At 39.6% G+C, this 25,567-nt stretch carries 20 protein-coding genes and 1 pseudogene; 12 read left to right on the top strand and 9 right to left on the bottom strand.

Annotation, left to right across the window (positions count from 1 at the left end; genetic code table 11):
* Positions 1-42 precede the first annotated feature (42 nt).
* On the bottom strand, positions 43-1,287 hold the full coding sequence (locus J2Z48_RS05845; RefSeq protein WP_307251716.1) for an NAD(P)/FAD-dependent oxidoreductase: 1,245 nt from the start codon (positions 1,285-1,287) through the stop codon (positions 43-45).
* Positions 1,288-1,434: 147 nt separating this feature from the next.
* On the opposite strand from J2Z48_RS05845, the gene trhO (J2Z48_RS05840) reads away from it, so the two are divergent.
* From trhO (J2Z48_RS05840) to J2Z48_RS05825, 4 genes are all read left to right on the top strand, one after another.
* Positions 1,435-2,322 carry an oxygen-dependent tRNA uridine(34) hydroxylase TrhO gene (trhO, locus tag J2Z48_RS05840; RefSeq protein WP_307251807.1) on the top strand — a complete coding sequence of 296 codons (888 nt, stop codon included), beginning with the start codon at positions 1,435-1,437 and terminating at the stop codon, positions 2,320-2,322.
* A 201-nt stretch (positions 2,323-2,523) separates the two neighbouring features.
* Positions 2,524-4,803: an immune inhibitor A domain-containing protein gene (locus J2Z48_RS05835; protein ID WP_307251715.1), complete on the top strand. Its 2,280-nt coding sequence runs from the start codon at positions 2,524-2,526 to the stop codon at positions 4,801-4,803.
* Positions 4,804-5,144: 341 nt separating this feature from the next.
* Positions 5,145-6,728: a N,N-dimethylformamidase beta subunit family domain-containing protein gene (locus J2Z48_RS05830; protein WP_307251714.1), complete on the top strand. Its 1,584-nt coding sequence runs from the start codon at positions 5,145-5,147 to the stop codon at positions 6,726-6,728.
* Positions 6,729-6,892: 164 nt separating this feature from the next.
* Positions 6,893-9,169: an immune inhibitor A domain-containing protein gene (locus J2Z48_RS05825; protein WP_307251713.1), complete on the top strand. Its 2,277-nt coding sequence runs from the start codon at positions 6,893-6,895 to the stop codon at positions 9,167-9,169.
* A gap of 66 nt (positions 9,170-9,235) precedes the next feature.
* On the opposite strand, the gene J2Z48_RS05820 is transcribed toward J2Z48_RS05825, so the two are convergent.
* Entirely contained in the window at positions 9,236-10,177 is a 942-nt protein-coding gene (locus tag J2Z48_RS05820; RefSeq protein ID WP_307251805.1) for an alpha/beta hydrolase, read from the bottom strand.
* A gap of 357 nt (positions 10,178-10,534) precedes the next feature.
* Complete coding sequence (gene wecB / locus J2Z48_RS05815; protein WP_307251711.1) at positions 10,535-11,647, bottom strand: non-hydrolyzing UDP-N-acetylglucosamine 2-epimerase; 1,113 nt, start codon at positions 11,645-11,647, stop codon at positions 10,535-10,537.
* Positions 11,648-11,760: 113 nt separating this feature from the next.
* Here wecB and J2Z48_RS05810 point away from each other — a divergent pair, with 113 nt between their 5' ends.
* Both J2Z48_RS05810 and J2Z48_RS05805 read left to right on the top strand, forming a co-directional pair.
* Entirely contained in the window at positions 11,761-12,042 is a 282-nt protein-coding gene (locus J2Z48_RS05810; protein ID WP_307251709.1) for a hypothetical protein, read from the top strand.
* An 8-nt stretch (positions 12,043-12,050) separates the two neighbouring features.
* Positions 12,051-12,254, top strand: coding sequence for a hypothetical protein (locus tag J2Z48_RS05805; protein ID WP_307251706.1), 204 nt, complete (start codon positions 12,051-12,053; stop codon positions 12,252-12,254).
* Between the two features lie 33 nt (positions 12,255-12,287).
* On the opposite strand, the gene J2Z48_RS05800 is transcribed toward J2Z48_RS05805, so the two are convergent.
* On the bottom strand, positions 12,288-13,517 hold the full coding sequence (locus tag J2Z48_RS05800; protein WP_307251703.1) for a glycosyltransferase family 2 protein: 1,230 nt from the start codon (positions 13,515-13,517) through the stop codon (positions 12,288-12,290).
* Positions 13,518-13,571: 54 nt separating this feature from the next.
* On the opposite strand from J2Z48_RS05800, the gene J2Z48_RS05795 reads away from it, so the two are divergent.
* A complete protein-coding gene (locus tag J2Z48_RS05795) occupies positions 13,572-14,558 on the top strand; it encodes a glycosyltransferase family protein (RefSeq protein ID WP_307251701.1) in 987 nt (328 codons plus the stop codon).
* On the opposite strand, the gene J2Z48_RS05790 is transcribed toward J2Z48_RS05795, so the two are convergent.
* Both J2Z48_RS05790 and J2Z48_RS05785 read right to left on the bottom strand, forming a co-directional pair.
* Entirely contained in the window at positions 14,550-15,557 is a 1,008-nt protein-coding gene (locus J2Z48_RS05790) for a polysaccharide pyruvyl transferase family protein (RefSeq protein ID WP_307251700.1), read from the bottom strand. The genes J2Z48_RS05795 and J2Z48_RS05790 overlap by 9 nt on opposite strands.
* Before the next feature lie 15 nt (positions 15,558-15,572).
* The gene (locus J2Z48_RS05785; protein ID WP_307251698.1) at positions 15,573-17,102 is read right to left on the bottom strand and encodes a glycosyltransferase; all 1,530 of its coding nucleotides are present in this window, start codon (positions 17,100-17,102) and stop codon (positions 15,573-15,575) included.
* Positions 17,103-17,254: 152 nt separating this feature from the next.
* On the opposite strand from J2Z48_RS05785, the gene trhO (J2Z48_RS05780) reads away from it, so the two are divergent.
* From trhO (J2Z48_RS05780) to lexA, 5 genes are all read left to right on the top strand, one after another.
* Positions 17,255-18,154: an oxygen-dependent tRNA uridine(34) hydroxylase TrhO gene (gene trhO, locus J2Z48_RS05780; RefSeq protein WP_307251697.1), complete on the top strand. Its 900-nt coding sequence runs from the start codon at positions 17,255-17,257 to the stop codon at positions 18,152-18,154.
* A gap of 194 nt (positions 18,155-18,348) precedes the next feature.
* The gene (locus J2Z48_RS05775) at positions 18,349-19,272 is read left to right on the top strand and encodes an ABC transporter ATP-binding protein (protein ID WP_307251695.1); all 924 of its coding nucleotides are present in this window, start codon (positions 18,349-18,351) and stop codon (positions 19,270-19,272) included.
* The gene (locus J2Z48_RS05770) at positions 19,265-20,500 is read left to right on the top strand and encodes a DUF2705 family protein (protein ID WP_307251694.1); all 1,236 of its coding nucleotides are present in this window, start codon (positions 19,265-19,267) and stop codon (positions 20,498-20,500) included. The genes J2Z48_RS05775 and J2Z48_RS05770 overlap by 8 nt, the downstream gene beginning before the upstream one ends.
* Before the next feature lie 192 nt (positions 20,501-20,692).
* Positions 20,693-21,742, top strand: a complete 1,050-nt coding sequence (locus tag J2Z48_RS05765; protein WP_307251691.1) for a tyrosine-type recombinase/integrase — start codon at positions 20,693-20,695, stop codon at positions 21,740-21,742.
* A gap of 96 nt (positions 21,743-21,838) precedes the next feature.
* The gene (lexA, locus tag J2Z48_RS05760) at positions 21,839-22,474 is read left to right on the top strand and encodes a transcriptional repressor LexA (protein ID WP_307251690.1); all 636 of its coding nucleotides are present in this window, start codon (positions 21,839-21,841) and stop codon (positions 22,472-22,474) included.
* Positions 22,475-22,521: 47 nt separating this feature from the next.
* Here the strand turns inward: lexA and J2Z48_RS05755 are convergent, their stop codons facing one another.
* From J2Z48_RS05755 to J2Z48_RS15725, 3 genes and pseudogenes are all read right to left on the bottom strand, one after another.
* On the bottom strand, positions 22,522-24,789 hold the full coding sequence (locus J2Z48_RS05755; protein ID WP_307251688.1) for a collagenase: 2,268 nt from the start codon (positions 24,787-24,789) through the stop codon (positions 22,522-22,524).
* 202 nt (positions 24,790-24,991) lie between these two features.
* A pseudogene (locus J2Z48_RS15795) lies at positions 24,992-25,271 on the bottom strand (IS3 family transposase); the annotation flags it as partial.
* A gap of 142 nt (positions 25,272-25,413) precedes the next feature.
* Positions 25,414-25,566, bottom strand: coding sequence for a helix-turn-helix domain-containing protein (locus J2Z48_RS15725; RefSeq protein WP_370872884.1), 153 nt, complete (start codon positions 25,564-25,566; stop codon positions 25,414-25,416).
* Position 25,567 lies beyond the last annotated feature (1 nt).

Raw genomic sequence — 25,567 nt, 5'->3', positions numbered from 1 at the left:
CAAACCACCTGCCGTGTATTGGCGGGTGGTTTGTTAAGAATGCTATCGCTGAAAATTAAACAGATCTAAATCTGGACTCTTTGTTCCCTGATATAGATCAAGTAACAATTTTGACCCAGTTAAAACAGAAAGGATTCCATTACTTCCATATCCCAAGTTGAAATAACAATTTGGATAGTAGTCGACTTGACCAATAAAAGGAAGCCCATCCTTAGTGTTATTAAAAAGTGCATGGTATTGGAATTCAATGTCAGAATGCTGCACTTGTAACTGGGGAAAGAGTTCTTGAAGTTTGGTCAACAACCGGTTATATTGCTGTTCGACCAATGGATCGTCATCATCTAGGTTGGATATCTTACTACTCACACCACCGGCATTCACATCTTCTCCGCCGATGATAATTCGTTGATCTTTTGTACCTCTAACATATGTATAAGGTTCGTCAGTATCACGTATGATACATCGATCATGCCAACCAGGAACCTCTGAATAAGGCTTGGTGACAATGTTAAATGTACGGGCTAATGATCCTAAGCGTTGCCCTCGAATCAAGTTCTTAGCCTCGTATCCTGTACAGATGATGATTTTGTTGGCTGTTATATGGAAGCCGTGTTGAGTGGTTACCTTTGTTTGACCATTAGAGGGATCGTCAACAATTTTGTCTATATCTGTATTTTCATAAATACGTGCCCCTGCTTTTTCTGCTTCTCGGAGCAGAGCATGTGTAAGCCTATATGGATTTACCGTTCCAGCTCCGTCAGAAGATAAAATTCCTCCCGCAATCGGAAAAGCAAAACGTCCATTGTCTTGTTCTGATTGAATCCACTCTACAGGAAATCCATGCTTTCTGCGAAGATTGAACTCTCTCTCTAGCCAGCGAACATCATTCTTTTTTGGTGAATAATACAGGCAGGATGAGCGAGAAAATTCACAGTCATCATCGAGAGTCTGAATCACCTTTTCTAAGTCGGATACAGCATCAAAACATAATTGAAATGATCGAACTGCCGCATCAATCCCATACATACTTTGCAACTGTACCATATTGGTATCTATTTCATATTGGAGAATCGATGTCGAAGCTCTAGTACTTAGATATCCAATAATTGTCTTCTCAACTAATACAGTTTGAATTCCAGCTTTTGCAAATTGATAGGCTGTGATTGCTCCTGCGAGCCCTCCGCCTATGATAACAACCTCTGTTTGAAGATCAGTTGTTAGATATGAATATTGTTTGGGAATTGTTGTCTGAGCGGTCCAAAGACAGTTACCTGCTACATATCGCATCTCCATCACTCCTAATACTCAGTTTCGACAGAAACGCACGATATAATGCATAAAAAAAGAAATTAAATGAGATGATTGAGATTCTCTTGATATTATGTCACCATATATAGTTGTACTTTAAAAAAGCAGGTGATATGAATGTCTAATATAAATACCAAGGAACCTTATCAAGTTATACTCTATTATCAATATGTACCGATCGAAAGTCCAGAGCAATTTTCCAAAGAACACTTATATTTTTGCAAAAGGATCCATCTGAAAGGGCGAATTTTAGTCTCTCACGAAGGGATTAACGGCACTGTATCAGGGAAAAAAGAAAATATTGAACGCTATATGGAATATATGAGATCTCACCCTCTTTTCCCGGGTATACAATTTAAAATAGATCCCCATGATGGACATGCCTTCAAAAAAATGCATGTTCGCCCGAGAAAAGAGCTCGTTGCTTGGAACTTAGACCCTGAGGTCGATATCGATCCAAATCGAATTACAGGGAGACATGTATCTCCGAAAGAGTTTCATCAATTACTACAACAGGATGATGTCATTATTATTGATGGCCGTAATGATTATGAGTATGACCTAGGTCATTTTCGTGGAGCTATCCGCCCTGAGTTGCAAACTACTCGAGAATTTCCCAAATGGGTTCGTGAGAACTTAAGTGATTTTAAAGATAAAAAAATCCTTACTTACTGTACGGGTGGAATCCGTTGTGAAAAACTATCAGGCTTTCTATTAAAAGAGGGCTTCCAAGATGTAGTTCAATTAGATGGCGGGATCGTCACCTATGGAAAAGATTCAGAAGTCCAAGGTGATTTGTTCGAAGGATCATGTTATGTTTTTGATGATCGAATTTCCGTCCCGATCAACCACGTTCAGCCCACTGTAATCACAACTTGTCATCATTGTGGAACAAAAGCAGATCAATATACAAATTGCCAGAACGCCCTATGCGACCAACGCCATATCGTCTGTCCGAAATGCTTAGAAGAGCATCAAGGATATTGCTCTGCTACATGTAAAGAAGGTAAATAAATAAAAAATAAAGCCCCTTTCCCCTCTTCTGGATTGGGGTTTTGTTTTTTATTTATTCATTTGGTGGACTTTTCTTGTTTTTGAACATTAAAATTATGAGAATATCTATTGATAATAATTTCACTCCAATTTATAATAATATAGTATTAAAATAATTACTAATCTTAGTATATTACTAGGTTAAAGAAGGAGTGCTCTATATTGAAGACCAAGAAATCGGTCGTTGCATTACTCACTACCTCATTCCTCGTAGCTACATCATTTGCAACCCCAGCACTTCAAACGAATGTAAATGCTATCCCGAAAGATCCTTCTCAGGATAGTCATATTGATTGGTCTGTTGTCAATCAAGACAAGTTGATTCGTGCACTGAAAGAGCAAGGTAAGATCAAAGAGAGTTCTTCTCAGAAAGAAATTGAAACAGCGGTTGAACAGTTTGTCAAAAAAGGTGAAACTCCCTTTTCTAAAACAGATGGTATTGATACCAGATCGAAGTTTGGTAAAGATGCTAAGAAAGGGAAAGAAGGAAATCAACAGAAAACCTTAAAGGAAGTTGAAAGCCTACAAGAATCAGACAACACCCGTTTAGAATCGAATTCTAAAAAATCAAAACACCAAGAAAACGGAGTTGTTGCTTTAATCGAATTTCCGAATTTTAACCATAATCAAATCAAACAAGATTCTCCTCACGACTTCTGGGTAAAGGATTTTGATCAGAGCCATTATCAGAATTTACTCTTTAATGCTAATGGTTTCAAAACAGATACAGGCAAGAAGTACCTCTCCTTCCGTCAATACTACCTTGAGCAGTCATCAGGGTACTGGGATGTAGATGGTACAGTAACTCCATGGATCCAAGCAAAAAACGATGCGGCTTACTACGGTGGACATAAAGGTGCTGCAAAAGATGCTGATCCACGAGCTCTTGTTAAAGAGACATTGGAGACTGTAGGAAAACAAATTGCAGGCAATGAAGCAAAATATGATGTGCGTGATCCATATGATCTTGATCAGGATGGCAATGTAATGGAGCCAGACGGTATCTTGGATGCACTCTTCATCGTTCACTCAGGTACGGGTGAAGAAGCTGGTGGCGGCGAGCTAGGTGAAAACGCTATTTGGTCCCATCGCTCTGTTATCTCTGATAAACCGGTTGAGATCCCAGGTACAAATCTGAAAGCATTTGACTATATTATTCAACCAGAAGATGGTGCAGTAGGTGTCTTTGCACATGAGTATGGTCACAATATTGGTTTGCCTGATGAATATGATACTGGATATTCAGGGTCTGGATCTCCTGTAGAGTACTGGTCCATCATGTCTGGTGGTAGCTGGGCTGGTAAGGTATTAGGTACCGAACCAACAGGATTTAGTCCATGGGCTAAACTTTATTTCCACGAAACCTTTGGAGGCAATTGGCCAGTGCCAAAAGTAGTTGATTTGGATAAACTGGGCAAGAAGAAAAAGGAATTTAAGCTCGATGAAGCAGTTAAAGATGGTAAAAAAGGTAAGCTTGTCAAAGTAAACTTGCCTGATGTGGAAAAGCCAGCCATAACGAAACCTATGGGGAAATTGGCTTACTTCTCAACCAAGGGTGACTCATTAAACACCAAAATGACATCACCTGAAATTGATCTAACCAATGCTACAGAGTCAAAACTTAGCTTTGATTCTTGGAGAGATATCGAACAAGATTACGATTACCTATATGTAAATGTTTATGCGGACGGCTCCCCTACTCCTGTTAACATCAAAACCTATACAGGAACCAACGGTAAATGGGAAAACGAACAACTTGATCTAAAGGATTTTGTTGGTAAGAAGATTAAAGTTGAGTTTAACTACGTAACGGATGTAGGGCTAGCGCTGGAAGGTTTCGTTGTTGATAACATTCTAGTGACAGCAGATGGAAAGAACGTATTCCAAGATAATGTAGAAGACAAACCATCTTTTACAATGCAAGGCTTTAAAACATTTGATGGCGCACCTACCCCATTCCCTAACTACTACTTGATCGAGTGGCGTACTCATAACGGAGTGGACCAAGGACTTGCTAACCTCCGCCGTTCAGATAGTCTTCTGAAGTACGATCCAGGTATGGTTGTATGGTATTATGATGGTCGTTATGGTGAAGATAACATGACCGGAAAACATCCAGGCGAAGGATTCCTTGGAGTGGTTGACTCGCATCAAAATGGACTTTATTGGGATAATGGAACGGTAGCTCCTACACGCTTCCAGTTAGCAGATGCTGCTTTTGGTTCCACCAAAACATCTTCTATTGATGTTAAGTATCCAACCTATGCGATGAAATACCCTTCTCAAGCTGGGATTCGCACCTTCGATGATCGTTATAACTATGCAAGTCCAGCTAGTCCGGAATCCGGTAAGATCTTACCGAGAAATGGTTTGAAAGTAACTCTGAAAAAGTCTACAGACAGAGGACGAAGCGCAGTAATTGAAATTTCAAAAACAAAATAATGAAAGAAGAGAGTACTGCTAATTTCAGCGGTACTCTCTTCTTTTGGTTGCGATTAGATAGATGGTCCATCTGCAAATCTAACCATACGTATATCTGTTTGATATGTTCAACGAGTAATTGCCTTAATATGTTAACATAGTGTACGTAAATAGGGGGTTGGATAAGGTTAATATGGGTATTCCAAGTTAAATACTCGATTAGGAAGTGGCTTATGAATCGAAGAGAATTTTTAAAAAGATCTATACAAGTTGTTGTTACTACTATTTCTCTATCTATCCTTCCTGCATCAGATATACTAGGACGTTCCGAAATAGTAAAAAGATATATGAGAAAACATCCATTGGGCAAAAAAATAGACTATGATTCAGCACAAATTACGAAAGCGATGCAATCGATATTAAAAATTAAGTATAAAAATCCACTACCTAGGGCGCTATCCATAAATATGGTAATTGACAAAGATATCAATATTCCTTGTGGGGAAAATAATAAACCGATTACAGAGATAATACCTATATCAAAGATTCAAGTCGAAAAAGATAAAGATAGTGAAGAGATATCAATTGTTAAAATAAATATCTCTCCTGAACTATTTGCAGGCAGTCCAATCTATGTAGATGTCCAAAGTAAACATCCTCATCAAATTCATCCTATTGACATGGAATTTGAATTTAGCTCCGCTCCGATCGTAGAGAATAAACATGATATAGAAGGATATGCACCTTTTGTCACATATAATCCAGGAGAGAAAATGGAATTAAAAGTTCACTCCCCTCTTCCCTCTTTTTCAGTTGATTTTATTCGCTACGGTGCCAAGGAAAAGCTCGTTCATCAGATTAAGAACATTCATGGAAAGAAACAAAACTATGATCTCTACGCATATCGAAACGGTGCCAATTGGGAGACAAGCCACTTGTTTCAAATCCCTCTAGATTGGCAGACAGGATTGTACGGAGCAAGGCTGTATGATGCATCTGGAAAAGAATTTCATATCCCATTTAACTTACGAGATACTTCCTATGTAAGCAGACCTAAAAACAAACGAATTGCTATTCTCTCATCAACCAATACATGGCAGGCTTATAACTCATGGGGAGGTGCTTCACTTTATTGGTATTTTGCACCCGATCACATTAAGCCATCGGATTCTGCCCAATTAGTTAACACCCAACGCCCTAATCCTGCGGCGACACCTGTAGGCGAGGTAACTCATCTTGCAAGCGGAGAAAAATACATTTTAGCTTGGTTAGAGAACAATCATTTTCCCTACAGTCTCATTTCAGACTGGGACTTACATCATCAACCCCATTTACTAAAAGACTTTGGGACGCTTATTATTAATACTCATGGGGAATATTGGACGAAAGAGATGTATGATGCATTGGAACAATTTATGGATCAGGGTGGGAATGTTGTTTCTCTGTCTGGAAATGGATGCTACTGGAAAACAGTTATAAAGGAAAACTTGATGGAAGTAAGAAAAGATGGTTCCCATCATCTATTAATTGGAGAACGGGGTGGATTATGGAGGGATTTAGAGCGTACAGAATCGAGAATGTTGGGTGTACGTTATAACGGTCCTGCTACGGATTCATTTTATCCATATAAAATAAAAAATGCAGATCACTGGATTTTCGCTAATACGGGATTAAAAAATGGAGATTTAGTAGGAGAAAAAGGATTGCGAGGGGGAGCTTCCGGTCATGAGACAGATATTATGGACGAGTTCACTCCGAAAAACACGATATTACTCGCTAAGGGAACCAATCCAAAAAAGAAGCAAGGCGCTGAGATGATTTACTACGACCATCCTAAAGGTGGTGGAGTCTTCTCTGTAGGTTCCATTGCTTTTGGAAGCAGCTTAATTATGGACTCCGATTTAACGAAAATAGTAAAGAATGTTCTAGATCGTTTTCTTAAATAATAATAGACTAACAATCATTTAACAGTTATATAAATAAATAGCAGGATAGTTGCTAAGGATTTCTAAAGGCGCTATCCTGCTATTTATTTCAAAATTTATTGATAATACAAATATATTTGAATTATAATAAAAATGTAATTAGATCTATCTTATATAGGAGGGTTATGATGAAGCATAGTAAATCGATAGTTGCCCTACTCTCTACTTCATTACTGGTTGGAACGGCATTTATAACACCTTTACTCCAATCTAATGTTCACGCGACAACGAAGAAAGCTCTTTCGGATACAGATCATATCGACTGGTCTGTTATCAATCAGGACAAGCTAGTCCGTACTCTGAAGAAGCAAGGGAAAATCAAAGAAAATGCGTCTCAAATTGAAATTGAGAAAGCTGTTAAACAGTATGTCCAGAATGGAAAGACTCCATTTGCTGACACAGATGGTTTAGATGTTACTTCTAAGTTTGGGAAAAGAGCGGAAAAAGGGAAGAAAGCAAGTTTTGAACGTAGTTCGAAAGAGATTGCGAACTTTACAGAGTCTGATACCTCTTCCCCTTCCAAACCTACGAAACACAATGAAAATGGTGTTGTTGCTTTAATTGAATTCCCTAATTTTAAACACAATCAAATCCAGCCGGATTCTCAGTTTGACTTTTGGGTAAAGGATTTTAACCAGAAGCATTATCAGGACTTACTTTTTAACCCAAAGGGTTTTAAGAATGATAAAGGTGAGAAGTTCCTCTCCTTCCGTCAATATTATATGGAGCAATCATCGGGCTTTTGGGATGTGAATGGCACGGTAACCCCATGGGTGCAATCGAAACATGAGGCGGCTTATTATGGCGGGCATCAAGGAAATGACAAAGATGTTAACCCAAGGGAGCTAGTTGTAGAGACGCTAGAAAGTGTAGGAAAACAAATCAAAGGTAACGAAGCAAAGTACGATGTTCGGGATCCATATGATCAAGATGGAGATGGAAATGTAATGGAGCCAGATGGCATTCTAGATGCACTCTTCATTGTTCACTCAGGTACGGGTGAAGAAGCGGGTGGTGGCTCACTAGGTGGAGATGCTATTTGGTCTCATCGCTCTGTTATCGCCGATAAACCGGTTGAAATCCCAGGTAGTAGTTTAAAGGCTTATGATTACATTATCCAACCAGAAGATGGTGCAGTAGGCGTGTTTGCCCATGAATATGGACATAACATTGGTCTACCTGATGAATATGATACAGGTTCAACAGGCTCAGGATCTCCTATTGAATATTGGTCTGCTATGTCGCTTGGAAGTTGGGCTGGGCGGACATTAGGGATGGAACCCCCTGGTTTAAGCGCATGGGCAAAGTTATATTTCCATGAGACGTTTGGGGGCAATTGGCCTGTTCCGAAGGTAGTGGATCTGAAGAAATTAGGGAAGAAAAAAATGACATTGGAACTAGATGAAGCGGTAAAGAACGGAAAATACGGAAAACTAGTTAAGGTTGACTTGCCTGATGTGAACAAGGAAGCAGCAACGCAACCTTTGGGAGAATTATCCTACTTCTCCACAAAAGGGGATTTTATCAATACCAAAATGACGTCACCTGAGATTGATTTGACAAGTGCTACCACTGCAAATCTTTCTTATGATGCTTGGTGGGATCTGGAAGTAGATTACGATTATATCTATGTAAACGTTTATGTCGATGGCTCTACTACCCCCGTCAACATCAAGACCTATACAGGTACGAATGGAAAATGGCAAAATGAGCAATTGGATCTAGCTGCCTTCGTTGGTAAAAAGGTTAAGATTGAGTTTAATTACGTAACAGATATCGCCATTGCACAAGAAGGCTTTTTTGTGGACAATATTCGAGTGAAAGCAAATGATAACATTGTTCTCCAAGATGATGTGGAAGGTACTCCTGCTTTTACGTTACAAGGATTTAAAACCTTTGATGGCTCCCCTACCCCCTTCCCGAACTACTACTTGATCGAGTGGCGTACTCATAATGGTGTAGACCAGGGATTAGCCCATATTCGTCGTCACGAAAGCCTCCTTCGATATGATCCGGGTATGGTTGTATGGTATTACGATGGACGTTACGGCGAAGATAACATGACAGGGAAACATCCGGGGGAAGGATTCCTTGGAGTGGTTGACTCGCATCAACAAGGATTTTATTGGGATAATGGCAATGCCGCACAAACAGGAATCCAGCTAGCCGACTCCGCTTTTGGTCTTACGAAAACATCGCCTATTGACATCAAATATCCGACCTATGCAATGAAATACCCTTCTCAATCTAGCGTTCGGACCTTCTTTGATGGAAACGATTACACAAGTCCTTACAAGCCTGAATCTGGGAAGAAACTACCTAAAAACGGCTTGAAAATAAAGGTTAAAGATACATTTAGTGGAGGGCGAACTGCTCTTATCGAGTTTTCTAAATCAAATTGATGTTGAAAAGAACCCGGTTTTTTCACTATGATTAGCGAAAAAACCGGGTTCTTTATTTCTAGATTACTATTCTTTTAACCAAGAGTTAGCAAGCTTCATAGCCCCTTTAGCTGCCTCTGTATCTGCTAATGCATTTAGCATAACAAAATCATGAATAGCTCCTTGGAAACGTACAGATGTAACTTTTACTCCAGCCTCTCTAAGCTTATTAGCATAAGCTTCCCCTTCATCACGTAATACATCTGCCTCAGCTGTGATGACTAATGCCTCTGGTAATCCTTTTAGTTGTTCGGTTGTAGCACGTAAAGGTGATGCTGTAATCTGATTACGATCCTTTTCGCTTGTTGTATACTGATCCCAGAACCATTTCATCGCGTCTTGACGCAAGAAGTATCCCTCTTTAAATTGTTTATATGATTCCGTTTCAAAGGAAGCGTCTGTTACTGGATAAAATAGAAGCTGTTTCTGGATCTTTGGACCTTTTCTTTCCTTTGCCATTAGCGTGATAGCAGCTGACATGTTTCCGCCTACGCTATCCCCAGCAACGGAAATCTTATCAGGGTTCATCCCTTTTTCCTTACCATTTTTGCTAACCCAGTTTAGTGCAGAATAAACCTCTTCGATGGCTTTCGGATATTTCGCTTCTGGCGAAAGACTATAGTTGGTAAAAACAACAGCTGATTGTGATCCAACAGCTAGTTCACGAATTAGGCGATCATGAGTATGTGCGTTTCCAAATACCCAACCAGCACCATGTGTGTATAAAATAACAGGAAGGTCCTTAGGAGCATTTTTTGGTTTCACAATTCGTACAGATACTTTTTCCGATGATGACCCTACCGGTATTGTAATGTCTTCCATATCCACATCTGGTTTTTTAATAGGGTCTGATTGTACTTTATCTACTGTTTTTCTACCTTCAACTGGACCTAAATCAAATAAATAAGGTGGATTCTTCGTCGCATCTGCAAATTCTTGTGCTTTTGGCTCTAGTACTACTTTTTCCATTTTCTTCTCACTCTTTTCTTTCGAATTTTGGTTATCTGTTTTCCCTGTAGCATTTGAACAAGCTACTAAAGCAAAAATCGCTCCGGTAACTAATATGCCCATTTTTGCCGCTTTTGGAATTGATGCATATTGTTTTGACACCATTCATTCCCCCTGTGTTTTGTGTTGTGCAAAATTAAATTTTGTAAAACAAATATAGCACGGATATTTATTGTCGTCAATAACATTTTTATTAATTATATTTTACACAATTTAATTTCTGGATTTAAAGATAATAAGGCTCTTACATTTGAAGTCATGACTTCAAATGTAAGAGCCTTATTATCTTTTTTCTTTTGAGAATATATATACATGATTTCAATCTTGAAAGTATGTTTTTAATACCTTTCGAATACGGTGTGCGGAAAAGCCATCTCCATATGGATTTTCCGCATTTTTCATATCCTCGTAAATCTGTGTGTTGCTTAGTAATAGATGAATCTGCTGGTAGATCTCCTGTTTCTCAGTTCCTACTAACCGGATTGCTCCTGCTTGTAATCCTTCTGGTCTTTCGGTTGTATTTCTCGTTACCAAAACAGGGACATCCAGAGAGATCGCTTCTTCTTGAATACCCCCTGAATCGGTAACAATGATAGTCGATCGCTTCATCACATGGCAAAATAAATGATACTCCATTGGTTCCACAAGCAAGATTCGTTTATGACGCGGAAGATATTTTTGGACTTCTTTTCTTACTTTCGGGCTTTTATGAACGGGGAATACAATTAAGGTTTGTTCATAGGACTGAACAATCATGTGGAGTGCTTGATACACTTCTTTTAATTCTTCTATATTTTCTCTGCGATGCGTTGTTACCAAGATGATTTTCCATTGGCTTGATTCTATTAATTGTAATTTTTTAGGCAATGTAATTGGGATTTGTAATGTAGTCATCAGAGCATCGATGACCGTGTTTCCTGTTACAAATATGTTTTCGGATGGAACCTGTTCTTGTATCAAATTCGCCCGATTTTCCTCTGTGCAAGCAAAGTGAATACTGGATAGTCTGGTTACGAGTTGGCGATTTAATTCTTCCGGAAATGGAGAATCAAGCCTATATGTTCGCAGTCCAGCCTCCACATGTCCTACGGGAATCTGATTTAAAAAGGCTACATATGCCCCTATTAAAGTTGTCGTGGTATCCCCATGAACTAGTACCAAATCGGGTTGTATTTCTTGATACACCTCGTTCAGCTTTAAAATGAGGTGGCTTGATAGCTCAACTAACGATTGGTTGGGTTTCATCAAATTTAAATCATAATCTGCCTTTATCCCGAAATGTTGCATGACTTGATCTAGCATCTCTCTATGCTGAGCTGTATTGATCACTACTACCTTAAAAAAAGGGTCTAGCAGAAGCTCTTGGATAACAGGTGCCATTTTAATCCCTTCTGGCCGTGTTCCAAATACAATAGCCACTTTTCTCGTCATCTTTCATCATTCATTCCTCTCATGTTCATTTAGGGAAATAGGTGATTGCTAGTTTCGAATTACTATAACGTTCATATAATAGTTCGAACTCTGCAAGAAAGGGATGTGATCGGGTGAGTATCATGGCAAGTATCTGGATACTATTCCTAATTCAAATTATATTGATGGTTTTGATGATTGATCTAAGTAACCGTGTTGATCGTTTTTCCTTACGAAAACGGGCACTTCGTCGCTTACTTCGTTCAAATCTACACACAGTCGTAAACATTATGACAGATGCAGGGGTGGTAACAGGAGTGCTGCAACAGGTAGGCTATGATGGGATTCAGTTAGAAGAAAGTAATGGAGATTTGGTCATGGTTCCGATTCTTAGCATTCGTGCGATTCTTTCTTAGGAGTGATTATGTTGAATTTAAGACAAATGTTACAAGCACAAGTAGGGGAAAACGTTGAGGTTTATTTTATGAATGAGGTGTTGGAAGGAAAGATACTTGCCGCTAGACCGAGCGCATTTGAAATTGAGATATCTGGTGGAACTTATACCAGTCCATTTACAAAAGCCAATATCCCTTATCATGCTCTCTCCTATGTTCGTGTGCTAATATAGTGTCAAGTAAAAGCTCGATTCGATATCGAGCTTTTACTTTTTTATATCCATTAGCCATTTTGAGTAGGTGTTTCTCTTGGCTTGGTGTGTAACACTAGCAGAATGGAGTCTGCGATGATAGATGGGTGTTGGAAGAGAGATTGTGTTCATTTGGTTCATTTTTAAACGATATAGGAGCTCTACGTCTTCATAAAGCCTGCCTTCCAAAAGCCCTTCTTCATTCCAAGCATTGATTTTCGTCAAGGCATCTGTTGAATAAATCCTAGGACAAACGACAGTACCAGATTGAATGATCTGCTCGATTTGCTCCAGTTTGGGAGAGATTTGAACTCCTCGATATCGAAGTTCCCTCTTCCCTTGTTCCCATAAATAATAATTTCCATAAAGAAAATGGGCCTTATCTTCCTTAATCCGACCTGTAGCTTCATAGATAGACTGGATAGCATGCGGGGCTAGCCAATCGTCTGAATCCAGCTCCATCAGCCATGGGGTGCGTGTATGTTTCAGAATTTGATTTAAAGCATATGCTTTTCCTCTGTTTTCTTTTCCTCTAAGAACCGTTACGCGAGGATCACGTACTTCATTTTGCAACACATTCGTGGTGGAGTCAGTAGACCCATCATCATAAACAAGTAAATGCCAATTAGGGTTTGTTTGATTTTTGACACTTTGCAGGGTCCACATTAACATATGACCCATTTGATAAGTAGCGATTCCAATTGTGACCATTGGGTTTACTATGTTAATTGGATCTAGATGATGATTGGGTTGAATGATGGGTAAGATCAGCTTATCAACCTCCTCTCTCTTCTCCCAAGTGAGAGCACGAGTAGAGGGAATATATCCATACTCTTCTGCGTTGCAATACATCCATTGCTTATCACGAGAGTACTGTAATTGATCTTCACGTACATAACGTTGAAAAGGGAGCTTATCCCATTCTGAAAATGGTATATCATTGCTCACACGAAAAAATACGACAGGAACCTTTTTCTCCTCATAAACGATGACAATACCACAGTATAAATCCATATGATGCCGGTTCATTTCGATCATTTTAAAAAAATGGGACTGGAATGTATCACCCGATTGGCATACCACTAGCATATCTTGATCAGACAAACATGAACGGATTTTGTTCAGCTCTGTTCCATAATCTTTTTTTATCACACTAATTTGTATATCCAATGCATATCGTTTTATAGACTGAATGGTTAGATCTGTCGTCCATGATTCATGCTTTTCCAGTATGACGATATGCATTACATTCTTCCTTTCTATTTCGGATGGCTAAAATGAGTGTAAGGAGGAATTGAAGTGGCGATTCTAATATATCCCCCTACGATTGATTGGACATGGATGAAACAAAGACCACAACAAATCCTGTCTCAATTTGCTGCGGATGGACACACTGTCTACTACGCAAACCGAACTCAAACAACAGAACCTTTAACAGAAGTAAGACCTCGATTATATGTGGTATCAAACTGGGATGTATGGGTGAATGAGGAATTACCGATTATTCAAAAGGCGAGTCAGGAGCCTATCGGGATCTGGTGTAGCAACCCACTCTTAGCCAAGGATCTCCCTGATCATCTCGTTGACTGGGTTGTATATGATTGTTTGGATGATTTTGCACAGTGGCATCCTTATGAGCCAGAAATGCTTCAGAAAGCAGATGTTATTTTCTGTACCTCTGAGCGGATTTACAAGAGATTCAAGCGAATAAGTGACCTTCCAATCTATTTAGTTCGCAATGGATACGATCCCAGCATGGAACTACATTTACTCCCGGCTACGGCTCCATCATCAAAACCGATTCTAGGTTATATGGGTGCGTGGGCGCCTTGGGTTCATCTTTCGATCTTACAACGCTGTGCACAACTCCCAAATGCTACTGTACAAGTGATTGGACCTGAATTTGGATCCAAATTTGTCTCCCATCCTACTATTCAATTCCTGGATAACATCCCCCATCATCAGCTAAATCAACATATACAACATTTTTCAGTCTGTTTGATTCCTTTTCGGATCAATGCAATCACGTTAGCAACGAATCCCATCAAAGCGTATGAGTACCTAGCCAGTGGGAAACCCGTTATCTCCACCGCACTCCCAGAATGTAGAGGCATGAGTCCTTATATCGATATCGCTGAAAATATGCGGAATTTTGTTGAGTTGGTTGAATGGAGACTGAAGGAGCCCGGGGATGCAGAGTCTCGAATCCAGTATGCATTATCCAATACGTGGGAGCATCGATATTTTGAAATAAAGCAACATCTTCCTAACCATTTCTTATCCTAAATGGGATTGGATCGATTTTTTCAGTTCACTTACACACTTGTCACTCCAAGTTTCGCAGTCTTGTACTTGCTTTCGGATGGATTCCATTTTCTGTTTTCCTGTTTGCAAGAGGAATCGCATCTGCTTTCTTAGTTCAGAATCCGAAATGTCTGCATTGCAACCATATGCATCTAGATTGAAGTACTTTAATAAACTATGAACCTTGCTCATACTGCTTACACATAAAACCGGTACTAAGTTTCGAATGGCTACCAAAGATGGATGTAGTTTAAACGACAACAGAAAATCAAGGTTTTGGATATAAGAATAAGTCGTTTCTAAGTCATACTCTGGCTTTACAATCTCTACTTTACCGGCAGGAGCCAGATCTAAAATCGACTGGCACAATGTTTTGCACGCTTCTGTGTCTGCATAAAGATTATTGGACTGATTTACAACAGGAATACAAACGATTTCATAACCTTCAGTAGCAAGTTCAGCGAGTACAGTTGTTACTTGTTTCATAGGAAAGTTTTCGTAAGCGTGAATACACACACCAATACGATTCTTTGACTTCGATCTATTAATTGGATAGCTGGGCTGCTTATAAGAAAATACAACATCTGGCGCGTGTTGAACATGACGATGGAATTTTAATCTCTTAGCAATTTCAACTGAATTGGGGTCGCGAAAAAAAGTAGCTTTTGCTTTTTGTATGATTTGTCTATATTGCTCTACCTCGTCTGCACTCCACGACGACTCTGGATAGAAATCGACAATCCCGACACCGTATATCCATGTAGGAATTGTGCTTAATTGGGGAGGAAAATAATAGCTATTAAACTTATAGGGAGTAATTAAATCTCCCCCACCAATAATCACTGCATCTATCTGCTCGTGATCTATATACCCCTTATAGCCAAATACTCGGTGTTCATGAAACACCTGTTGAAATGTTTTTAAGAACAACTCATCTCCGAAGTTTCCCAGCCCATAATACCCGCAGATACCGATATTCATAATCTAATCCTCTCTCTACTTATTCAGTTGAAAACAAGTTAGACGAACTTGATCTAGCAACAACGCCTTTTTTGCTGTTGAGCGTAAGTGGAATCGGGTTAGACCATCTTCCATGACCTGCTTTGTCACATCAAAAGAAACCGTTGTCGAAAACGGCTGCGATATGAGAATCGAGGCAATTTCTTTTGTACTAGGACGAGTGTTGTATGTGATCGTATCATGTTGCCATCCTTCAATTGGAGCTGACAAAATGATTTGCCATTCCTCATGTGACTGCGGTTCCAGTGGGAGATCAAACTCCAGATATACTTGCATACTATCTGAAGGAATATGCTTTAATTGGCTTACTCGAAAATAACATTCGTAATGGGTCCCTTTACTTGGGGAGCCTACAAATGCAGGGTCTTTTGCTATATGCAGATTTTCATAATAGGAATTTACTGTATTATGCTGAAGAGGAATATGTGTGGAGGTAGTGTGGATTGATTGCATGATTTTCTGCAACTCATCTGATTTGGAGGAAATCTCTTTTCGTCGTGGAATTAGGATGTGTTCATTTATAACTTCAAATCTCTTTTCCCAGCTATGTTGCTTAGCAAAGCTCATTCTTTTTCTAGAATTTTTTTTCAAATTAACAAGTGCCGTCCGCACTGCTTTTACAAATTGATTGGGTTGATCGGCAATGAGCACATATGGCTTCATCTTTAGTACTTCTGGTAAGGGTGTGGACACAACAGGTTTCCCCGTTGCTAGATATTCATAGGCCTTAACTGGATTTGTACTGTGGGTAATCCGATTGATAGCAAACGGAATGATCCCAACATCGATATAACGCAGATAAAATGGTAACGATTCGTAGCTCTTATGCCCGAGAAAAAACACATTATCTCCTAATTCAGGCTGGTCCGACCGTAGGTTAGGTCCGATAATCACAATTTGTGCCTCAGGCATTTCTCTAGAGAGTGCCTGCATTATTTTTTTATTCACCCAAGGAGCCCATGCGCCTATATATCCAATTCGTGGTCCATCGTGTGGAGGTATTTCTGGTATCTCATGCAATCGAGATTGCTTCTTTACTTGAGCAAAGTGTTCAAATTCACATCCATTTGGCACTAAGTGAATGGGCTGCTTTTGAACCAGCTTTTTCATTTTCTCTTTTAGATGATCAGCGGTACAAACAATAGCATCTGCAAGAGGAGCGTACATTTGTTCTTCCTGCTCCCAATCTGGGAAATCATCCACACAGTCATAGATTAATGTATTGGTTTGAAATAAATTGGAATGTGGAATTTTACGACTCCAAGAAGTCCAGTAAATCGTATCTCTCTTTGAAGGAAGCTGGGGGAGGATTTCATTTAGAAAGAAGTTTGGGTGCTGAACGACAAAGAGGTTTTCTGTTACCTCTTGGACAACAGGACCTTCTACACTCGTTTTATTAAAAAACAAAACAGTATGTCCATTCTTTGCAAATTGCAACATCATATGCTGCGGACGTTGTCTCATATAGGACCAGTTTAACGTGGGAGGATAAATGACTAACCCCAAGTGAACCACCACTTCCTTCAACATTTCTATCAATATATGTATGGAAATAGAAAGTGTTTGTGATAATACACATCTAAACTCAATTTGATGACAAGCATTAGAAAGTGGTAGAATCTATATTTGAAACTCCTTGTAGAAAGAGGTCGACTTCCATGAGTACTTCAGAAACGTACCATGTACTCCTCTATTACAAATATGTAAAAGTGGAAGATCCGGTATCCGTAGCGGACGAGCACCGCGCTCTATGTCAACAATTAGGCTTAAAAGGCCGTATTTTAATCTCACCTGAAGGTATCAACGGGACATGTTCGGGCACCATTGAAGCAACAAACCAATATATAGAAGCCATGAACCAACATCCTCTCTTCTCTGGTATCTTTTTTAAGGCAGACGAGCATGAGGGACATGCCTTTAAGAAGCTATTCGTACGTGCCAAAAAAGAGTTGGTAACGTGGCGATTTGAAAATGATTTTGATCCAAACGAGTTGACCGGTAAGCACTTAAGTCCAGCTGAATTTAAAGAGCATCTCTTGCGTGATGATGTGATCGTCATTGATGGTCGAAATGACTATGAATATGACCTTGGACATTTTCGTGGTGCGATTCGGCCAGGGGTGGAAACCTCTCGTGACTTCCCAGAATGGATTCGTGAAAATCTAAGCCAGTTCAAAGATAAGAAGGTTATTAGCTATTGTACAGGTGGTATTCGCTGTGAGAAACTAACCGGCTTTCTGTTACAAGAAGGCTTCCAAGATGTCTCCCAGTTACATGGTGGTGTCGTGAACTATAGCCAAGACCCTGAGACCAAAGGCGAACTATGGGATGGACAGCTATACGTATTTGATGAGCGAATCTCGGTTCCTGTAAATCATGTAGATCCAACTGTGGTCGGAAAATGCCATCATTGTAAGATACCTGCTGAGACCTATATCAACTGCGAATACGACCTCTGCCATCATCAACACCTTGTCTGCCTGGATTGCGTAGAAACATATAACGGTTATTGCAAAAAGGAATGTGAAGAACAAGACTTGATTCGGAAAGAAGCATAGTTTCTATACCCTACCTAACATTTGACTCTTAGTCAGGTGTTAGGTTTTTTTGTTGCCTAACATTACACATTTGTAATCCGATCGTTATCCATGTGTAAGCCGTTTGTAACTACTTTCTATAGTTCGAACCCCCTTCACTTCAGTATTCTGTTAGAGGAAATTATATTCATATTCTTAACAAGGAGGAACAAGTTATGGAGGTTCTTAGAGTAGATAATCTTACCAAGCAAATTGGTAAAAAAACCATCGTAAATCGTGTACACATGCAGGTGAATGAAGGGGAAGTTTACGGATTTCTCGGGCCAAACGGTGCCGGGAAAACAACTACGATCCGAATGATCGTTGGACTCATTCAGGCTACTGAAGGGAGCGTTCGCATCTGTGGATACGATATTGGAACAGATCGCGAAAAAGCAATGAAGATGGTTGGGGCAATTGTTGAGAATCCAGAAACCTATTCGTATCTCAGTGGCTACAAGAACTTGATTCATTATGCACGACTAGCAGGAATTCCGAACAAAGAAAAACGGATTAAGGAAGTAGTTGAATTCGTCAAACTAACCGATCGCATTCATGACAAGGTGAAGACCTATTCCCTCGGCATGCGCCAACGTTTGGGTTTAGCTCAAGCATTACTCGGAAAGCCAAAGCTCTTAATCTTGGACGAGCCTACCAATGGTCTAGATCCTGAGGGGATTCGAGAATTTAGAGGTTTAGTACGCCAATTAGCTGATCAAGGAACAGCTGTATTTGTTTCTAGCCACATTTTAAAAGAGATGGAAGCAATCTGCGACCGAATCGCCATCATTAAAAATGGTCGAATCGTCACAGAGCAAAATGTCGCGAAGGTATTAGAAGGACAAGGACAAAAGGTCCGGATTAAAGTAGATGACATCAAGCAAGTAGAAACCTTTTTACAACAAAATGAAATTTCGTATCAAGTGGTAGATCACAACACCATGGACATCCCAATGGATGAAAGTGAAGTATCGGAGTTTGTTCGCTTCCTTGCGCTGCAAAATATAAACCTGAGAAGTATCGAAACCGTAAAAGATTCATTAGAAGAGTTGTTCTTTACCTTTACAACAGACGAAGAAGGAGAAAAGAAAAATGCGTGATATTGGAGTTGTTATCCTAAATGAATGTATGAAAATGAGACATCGGTTAAAGATTTGGTTGGTTTTTGGGATGGCTGTGTTGCTTGCAGTTGGCTTTTCATTTTTATCATCATTTGGAGATCAATATAAGGCAAAAGATATAGCTTCTATTCAAAAAGAGGAGCTAACTTATAAAACTAAGGAGCTCGAAAAAATCAAAAAAAACGGAGATTCTGAGGAAATAAAAGAGTTAGAGAAAGCGATCGAAAGAACAAAGCAAGGTATCAATTCTACAGATAATATTTTAAAAGGGAATTGGAAGTCTGCTTTAAAGCTTAAACTTGAGCAAGATAAAGCAGAGCTCAAAAATGCTAAACAAGACAAAAAAACAATACATTCAGCATCAACTAGTAATTTAGAGAAACAGATTGCCTTTAATGAGTATTACGTAAAGCAAGACAAACGACCTTTGCTAACTCATGATGGAGGGGGTTTTTCACTTACTGAGTCAACAGCTTACTCTGCAACAAAGAATACACTTGGTCTTGGATTAACCCTAATCCTACCATTGTTGGTAATTTTGATTATAGCTGATATCGTTTCAGACGAAACGACACGGGGTACGTTAAAGCTACTCTTGATCCGACCTATTTCAAGAACCAAAATCTTATTTGGCAAATGGACTGCAGGCATACTAGCGACCACATTGCTGGCTGTTATCTTTTTTACCGCCGTTCTTTTAACAAACTTTGCTCTATATGGAACATTTGGTGCTCACGCTCCTCAATTTATGGATGTTTCGTATGTAGAACATACTGTGGATCAATACCCATTCTTTGAACCACAGTACAGTCAAGCAACTCTTGTACCCATTTCAGAAGCTTTATTTTATGGCTTCGTGCATACATTGATTGCTTCAATTGCGATTGCGTCTCTGGCATTCTTATTTTCTACTATTTTTGCATCGTCTATGATTAGCACCGCCATCCCTATGGTTATCGTAGTAGCTGGATCTGTTTTACTTCAAATGTCTTTGAAAATCTCTTTCCTTAAATACTTTATCGGTACACACTTAAGTTTTAGTAGTACATGGTTAGAAAGTACCTATGCGAGTATGAGTGATTTTTATCTATTAACAAGATCTAACATAACGATGACCAGTAGCATCATTATTCTCTTGGGATGGACCATCGTCCCTGCTGTTATCGCATTCATCTGCTTCCGTAAAAAAGATATATTAAACGCTTAATCTTCATATAAGAGAAGCATTTCCTTTTACGAACTAGGAAATGCTTCTTTGTTCTTTTGCACAAAAAATGATCTACTTCTCCCCCTCAATTTCTGTTACGCTAAATACATCTATAAATAGTGACTCTATTTGTTGACCTAAACAGACCAACCATAGCATATCCATTTCTTATCCATAACCTAAGGTGATCATATGCCCCCTATCTTTCGTTCTCGAAAACTATCTGAAACAATAAACCAACGCATTTCTCGCTTTCCCGAAGATGTACAAGAATTCTTTCACGAAATGGTCAGCGCAGACCGCTCCCCTTTAACCATTGCTAACTATGCCTACGACTTCACTCTCTTTTTCGATTTCCTGAGCGAGCGAGACCTAGAACTAAAAGACGTGGACAGCCAAACCCTAAAAAGGTTCTTTCGTCACATCGAAAACGGCTACGAACGCAGCGTACTGATAAAAGTAAATGATGAATGGATCGAGCGAAAACATTATCGAGAGAACTCCCGCAGTGGAAAACAGCGCAAACGTGCTTCCCTTCGCTCCCTATTTCGTTATCTAGTAAGAGCTAAGCTACTAGAGCGGGATCCGATGGAAGAGTATGAAGATGCCTCACTCAAAGCTCGCTCAAAGCAAAAAGTACCTGTGTTTCTCACCCCAGAAGAAGCGCTTCGCCTTGTGAGGGCTGTTCAAAGCTATCATGCCAAGAAAAAGAAAAAGAATTGGATGGAACTGAGAGATACTGCTATCCTACTCTTGTTACTAAATACAGGGATGCGGGTATCAGAGCTCATCTCGCTCAACATGAATAGTGTACAGAGCCAAGGAAATCAATACCGTATCGTTGTAATAGGTAAAGGCGGCAAAGAGAGAATGCTGATGCTCAATCGAACCGCTACAGAGGCCCTTCTCGCCTATCTGAATCTACGACCTGTAGATCGAATCTCTACACTCCATGTAGAGGCACTCATCCTAAACAAGAACTTCACCCGAATCAGTCGAAAAGGGATCTCGGAAATATTAAAAAAGTATGTGAAAGAAGCAAAGCTCCCACCCAAAGCAGCAACCATCTCGCCACACAAACTAAGGCATACCTTAGCAACTCTTTTGCTCTCGAACGGGGAAAATCTCCGTGTTGTACAGGAGATTTTAGGACATTCCAATATTCAAACGACACAAATCTATACCCACGTGATTAATACTGAAAAAGATGAAGCATTAGAAAGGTTAGAGAATATGTTTTAATTTCAGATGAAAATAACGAACCTATGTTTGTTCTCATCCCTATTTTCATGTATACTATGGATAATGAAATCAGGAAAAACAAGGGGGACGAGAGTTTTGAACAAGTTATCCTCTCGCCAACAAGCTATTTTAGATTACATACAAAGAGAAGTTCGTGAAAAAGGATATCCACCCTCCGTACGGGAGATCGGTGAAGCTGTAGGACTTGCGTCTAGCTCCACTGTTCACGGTCACCTGTCTAGGCTGGAGAAAAAAGGATTCATACGGCGTGATCCCACAAAGCCACGTGCGATTGAGTTATTGGTGAAGGAAGAGACGGAAGCAATGTCTTCTACTCCCCTTCAGGATACGATTATGATTCCGATACTGGGGAAAGTTACAGCTGGTGACCCTATTACGGCTATCGAAAACATTGATGAATATTATCCATTACCCAAACGCCTAATGAAAAACGTGGATGATCCGTTATTCCTGCTATCCATTCAAGGAAATAGTATGATTAACGCAGGTATTCTCAATGGAGATTACGTGGTCGTGCGCCGGCAGCAAACGGCTAATAATGGTGAGATTGTTGTGGCCATGACGAATGAAGGTGAGGCAACCGTTAAAAGGTTTTACAAAGAATCTGATCACATTCGGCTACAACCCGAAAATGATGAGCTAGAACCGATTCGCCTCCCTCAGGTAACCGTACTCGGAAAAGTGATTAGCTTAATTCGCGAAGTTATGTAACAAACCACTGGTCATCTCTGACCAGTGGTTTGTTTGTTTGAGATATACTAATCTGATAAAACCCCGTGGAATACCACATCAAACTCTGCTTGATTTTTGCTATTTATTCGATAGTTGACAAAATAAGCTGTCACCGTTTTATAGCCACTCCAAGATTGGTTATTTAGATCGACTAGCATTTGATCCACTCGCTGATTCATTGCTGTCCAATCTTGAGATTTACCCTTGGTAGTAGATAACGTGTAGGCTCCACGAAGAGTAAATGTATTGAGATTATAAGACTGATTCGTACGGGTGACAACATTACTCAGATTTCCGATCGATTTGATTTTATTGAACACCTGATTCCGGTCCATATAGGGATGCTGTCTCAAATAGATATCGGATACATGCGGCGTAGGTAGTTGGTCTGTTTGATTGATTAGTTTTTGCATGTAATTTTGGTAGGCTGTATTTAGATTTGGGTCTTGGCTCATCTGATCAATATAACGATCGTATGCGCTTACATCTTTCCGGAAGATTGAATTGTTGAGGTAATCTAACATGGGTAAAAATGTGGTATACATATAGGATTGGAATGCAAAAGCATAGTTATAAAAATCCCACGATCCATACTTTGCATGCAAGGTTTGTGAAACGGTAAAGCGATCTGCTGGATTTTTAGCTAACTGTTTCACAATCGTTTTTCGTGGCTGAACTCCAGTGGTTCGGGTAGATCCTGCGAAAAACTCAGCGCTTCCCTCTTCAAACCAAGTCAACCGTTCTCCCTCGTAGAAAGGACCTTCGCCAAACATGCCAGGAATCGAATATCGCCCTTGAAAATAATGCGTTACTTCATGGCGAAACAATTCCTCTAGAGAATAAACACTTTGTGCGGGTGTTCGCTCATACGTGAAGAAAGTACCTTTTGATTCGATATAAATACCACCGTTATTTGTACTGTATCCATATAACAATCGATTCATTTTATACTCGTCCGGGCTACTATAGATCACAATGGTCAAAATATCATCCGGATTGCCCTTCTCTATCTCAGTGTCTCTTCCGAGTACCCGATGAAACTGCGACTTTACTTCTTTAGATGCCCAGTACAAGCGGAGTACTTTTTCTACCGTCACCTGTCCACCCGTCTTAAATACAACAGATCCATTATCAAATGTGTATGACTTTGGTAAATAATATTGTTTGGCGGTATTTAAAATTTGGTCCAAGTTGAGTTTCGTGCCATCTGCATCTACACTGTTATAAAGATTCTTAATCTGTACAGCGGCAGTTAGATAAGGCTCACTACTTTGTGGATATTTCTTCATGGATGCTGTAATGATCTGGTTTCCTCTGCTTGGTTGACTATGAAATTTTCCCAATCGGCTTACATAATAAATCCCGTTGTTAACCAACCAGGCATTGTCCTTATTAAGATTATTCAGTAGAGCAAACTGGCCCAATTCTTCGATAAACGGATTTATTTTTCCGAACCAAGGCGTTTGATTGGGTGGAACATTTTCTTCATACATGTAGGTGTCTAAATCAAAATCAATGTTGCTCATTAGATTGTAAACAGCATTTCCTTTGGAGTATTGAGGTAGATAGGCATTGATATTTGCTCGATATTGAGAGAGAATCGGAACAGCCATATTTACAGTCTCAACATCGCTTGATGCATTCCCAATCAACATTCCATATGAAGCAATAACCTGATCTTGTGCAGTTGCTCCGAGTGTAAAGTTGGAATTACGGGCGATTGATTTTAACGCTGGCAAGCAACGATCATGAAAAGCACGTTGATCCAAGTAGTTTAACTCTGTGTGGTAGAATCCTAAGAAAAAACCTGACCGTAGCACTTCTACCAAAGTAGGAATGCCGAGATGATTTCCGCTCGTAAACTGCGAGCCCTTTTGACCGAGCGCATCTATAATGGCTTGAACACGTTCTGAGTCGCGATAAAATTGGTACGAGTCTTGGTTAAACTCAAATAGGTCTGGAATTTGGTTCCAAGTTATGGTGCTTAGTAGGTTAATTAAATCATTGTGGTTCAGTGTGATGAGGTAAGACATCGGATAGTCAGCTTGAGCGCGGCTGGTTGGAGCAGTTGATTTTTGAGGTGGGCGTATCGATAAGTCTTGTGTTTTTTGTTGGTGAGTGGCTGTGTGGTCTAATGGTAATTCGGTTACCTCTGGGATCTTCTCCATAGGAGCCTTTTTTTGCGATTGGCTTACCTTTACCTTCCCACTTACAAACTGCCCCCAAGTGCAGTACACAGGAGCGATCATCAACATAAAGGCAATGAATAGTGAGACATAAGCGCGCTTTTTCATTTTAAGTCCCCCTAGAATGTATTAACCTCTATTTTCATTCTAATATTAATTTTCTGATAAGTATATATTATTTGTATATTAAGTTTTTTGTTACCATTAGCTCATCAATAAAAAGCCTTTAGTAAACTAAAGAAGTTTTCCATAATAGCATGATCAAGGCAATTCCCCTTGTGGGACATAATTTGTGTAATTCCTCTTTGTTTAGCTTTTCACCATGTAGGTGAAATTCTGTCATATCTGTAACCCATTTCTGATGGGGTTTAGATACTTTGAAATTACGTGCTAGGATATTAGGGGCAATTTCACCTACTTTTCCTCGATAGGAACAATATTTCTTCATGCGGACTAAACACTTCTCTTTATATTTATCGGGTCGGTTATTTGCTTGAGCCAATAGTAGTAAGTGCTACGAGTGATTCCAGCAATTTTCAACAGAGCTTTTACAGGGTAGTTGAGCCTTAATTCATAATTACTTGAGCTTTGTCTCTGTGATCAATTTTCGCTTGTGATACCTCTTCTGAACTCTGCGCTTGCTTCTGTTGTTCTTTCTTTTTCAAGATTGGACGCCCCCTAGGTTTTGTTTGGAAAGCGTCAATCCCTTGTATTTTGTACAAATGTCTCCATTTATGATTTATGAAACGCTTGGTATCCGTTCTCATTATATCTTGCTATCCACTCTTTAAGTTGAGTAATGTTTACCTGATACTTTTGAGCAACGTCCTTATACGACTCGACTCCGTCGAGATAGGCATGTATAGCTTCTAATATTGTCTCCACT

The organism is Croceifilum oryzae (genome assembly GCF_030814315.1).
Classification (GTDB): domain Bacteria; phylum Bacillota; class Bacilli; order Thermoactinomycetales; family Thermoactinomycetaceae; genus Baia; species Baia oryzae.
This window is presented reverse-complemented; position numbering and strand designations above follow the sequence as displayed.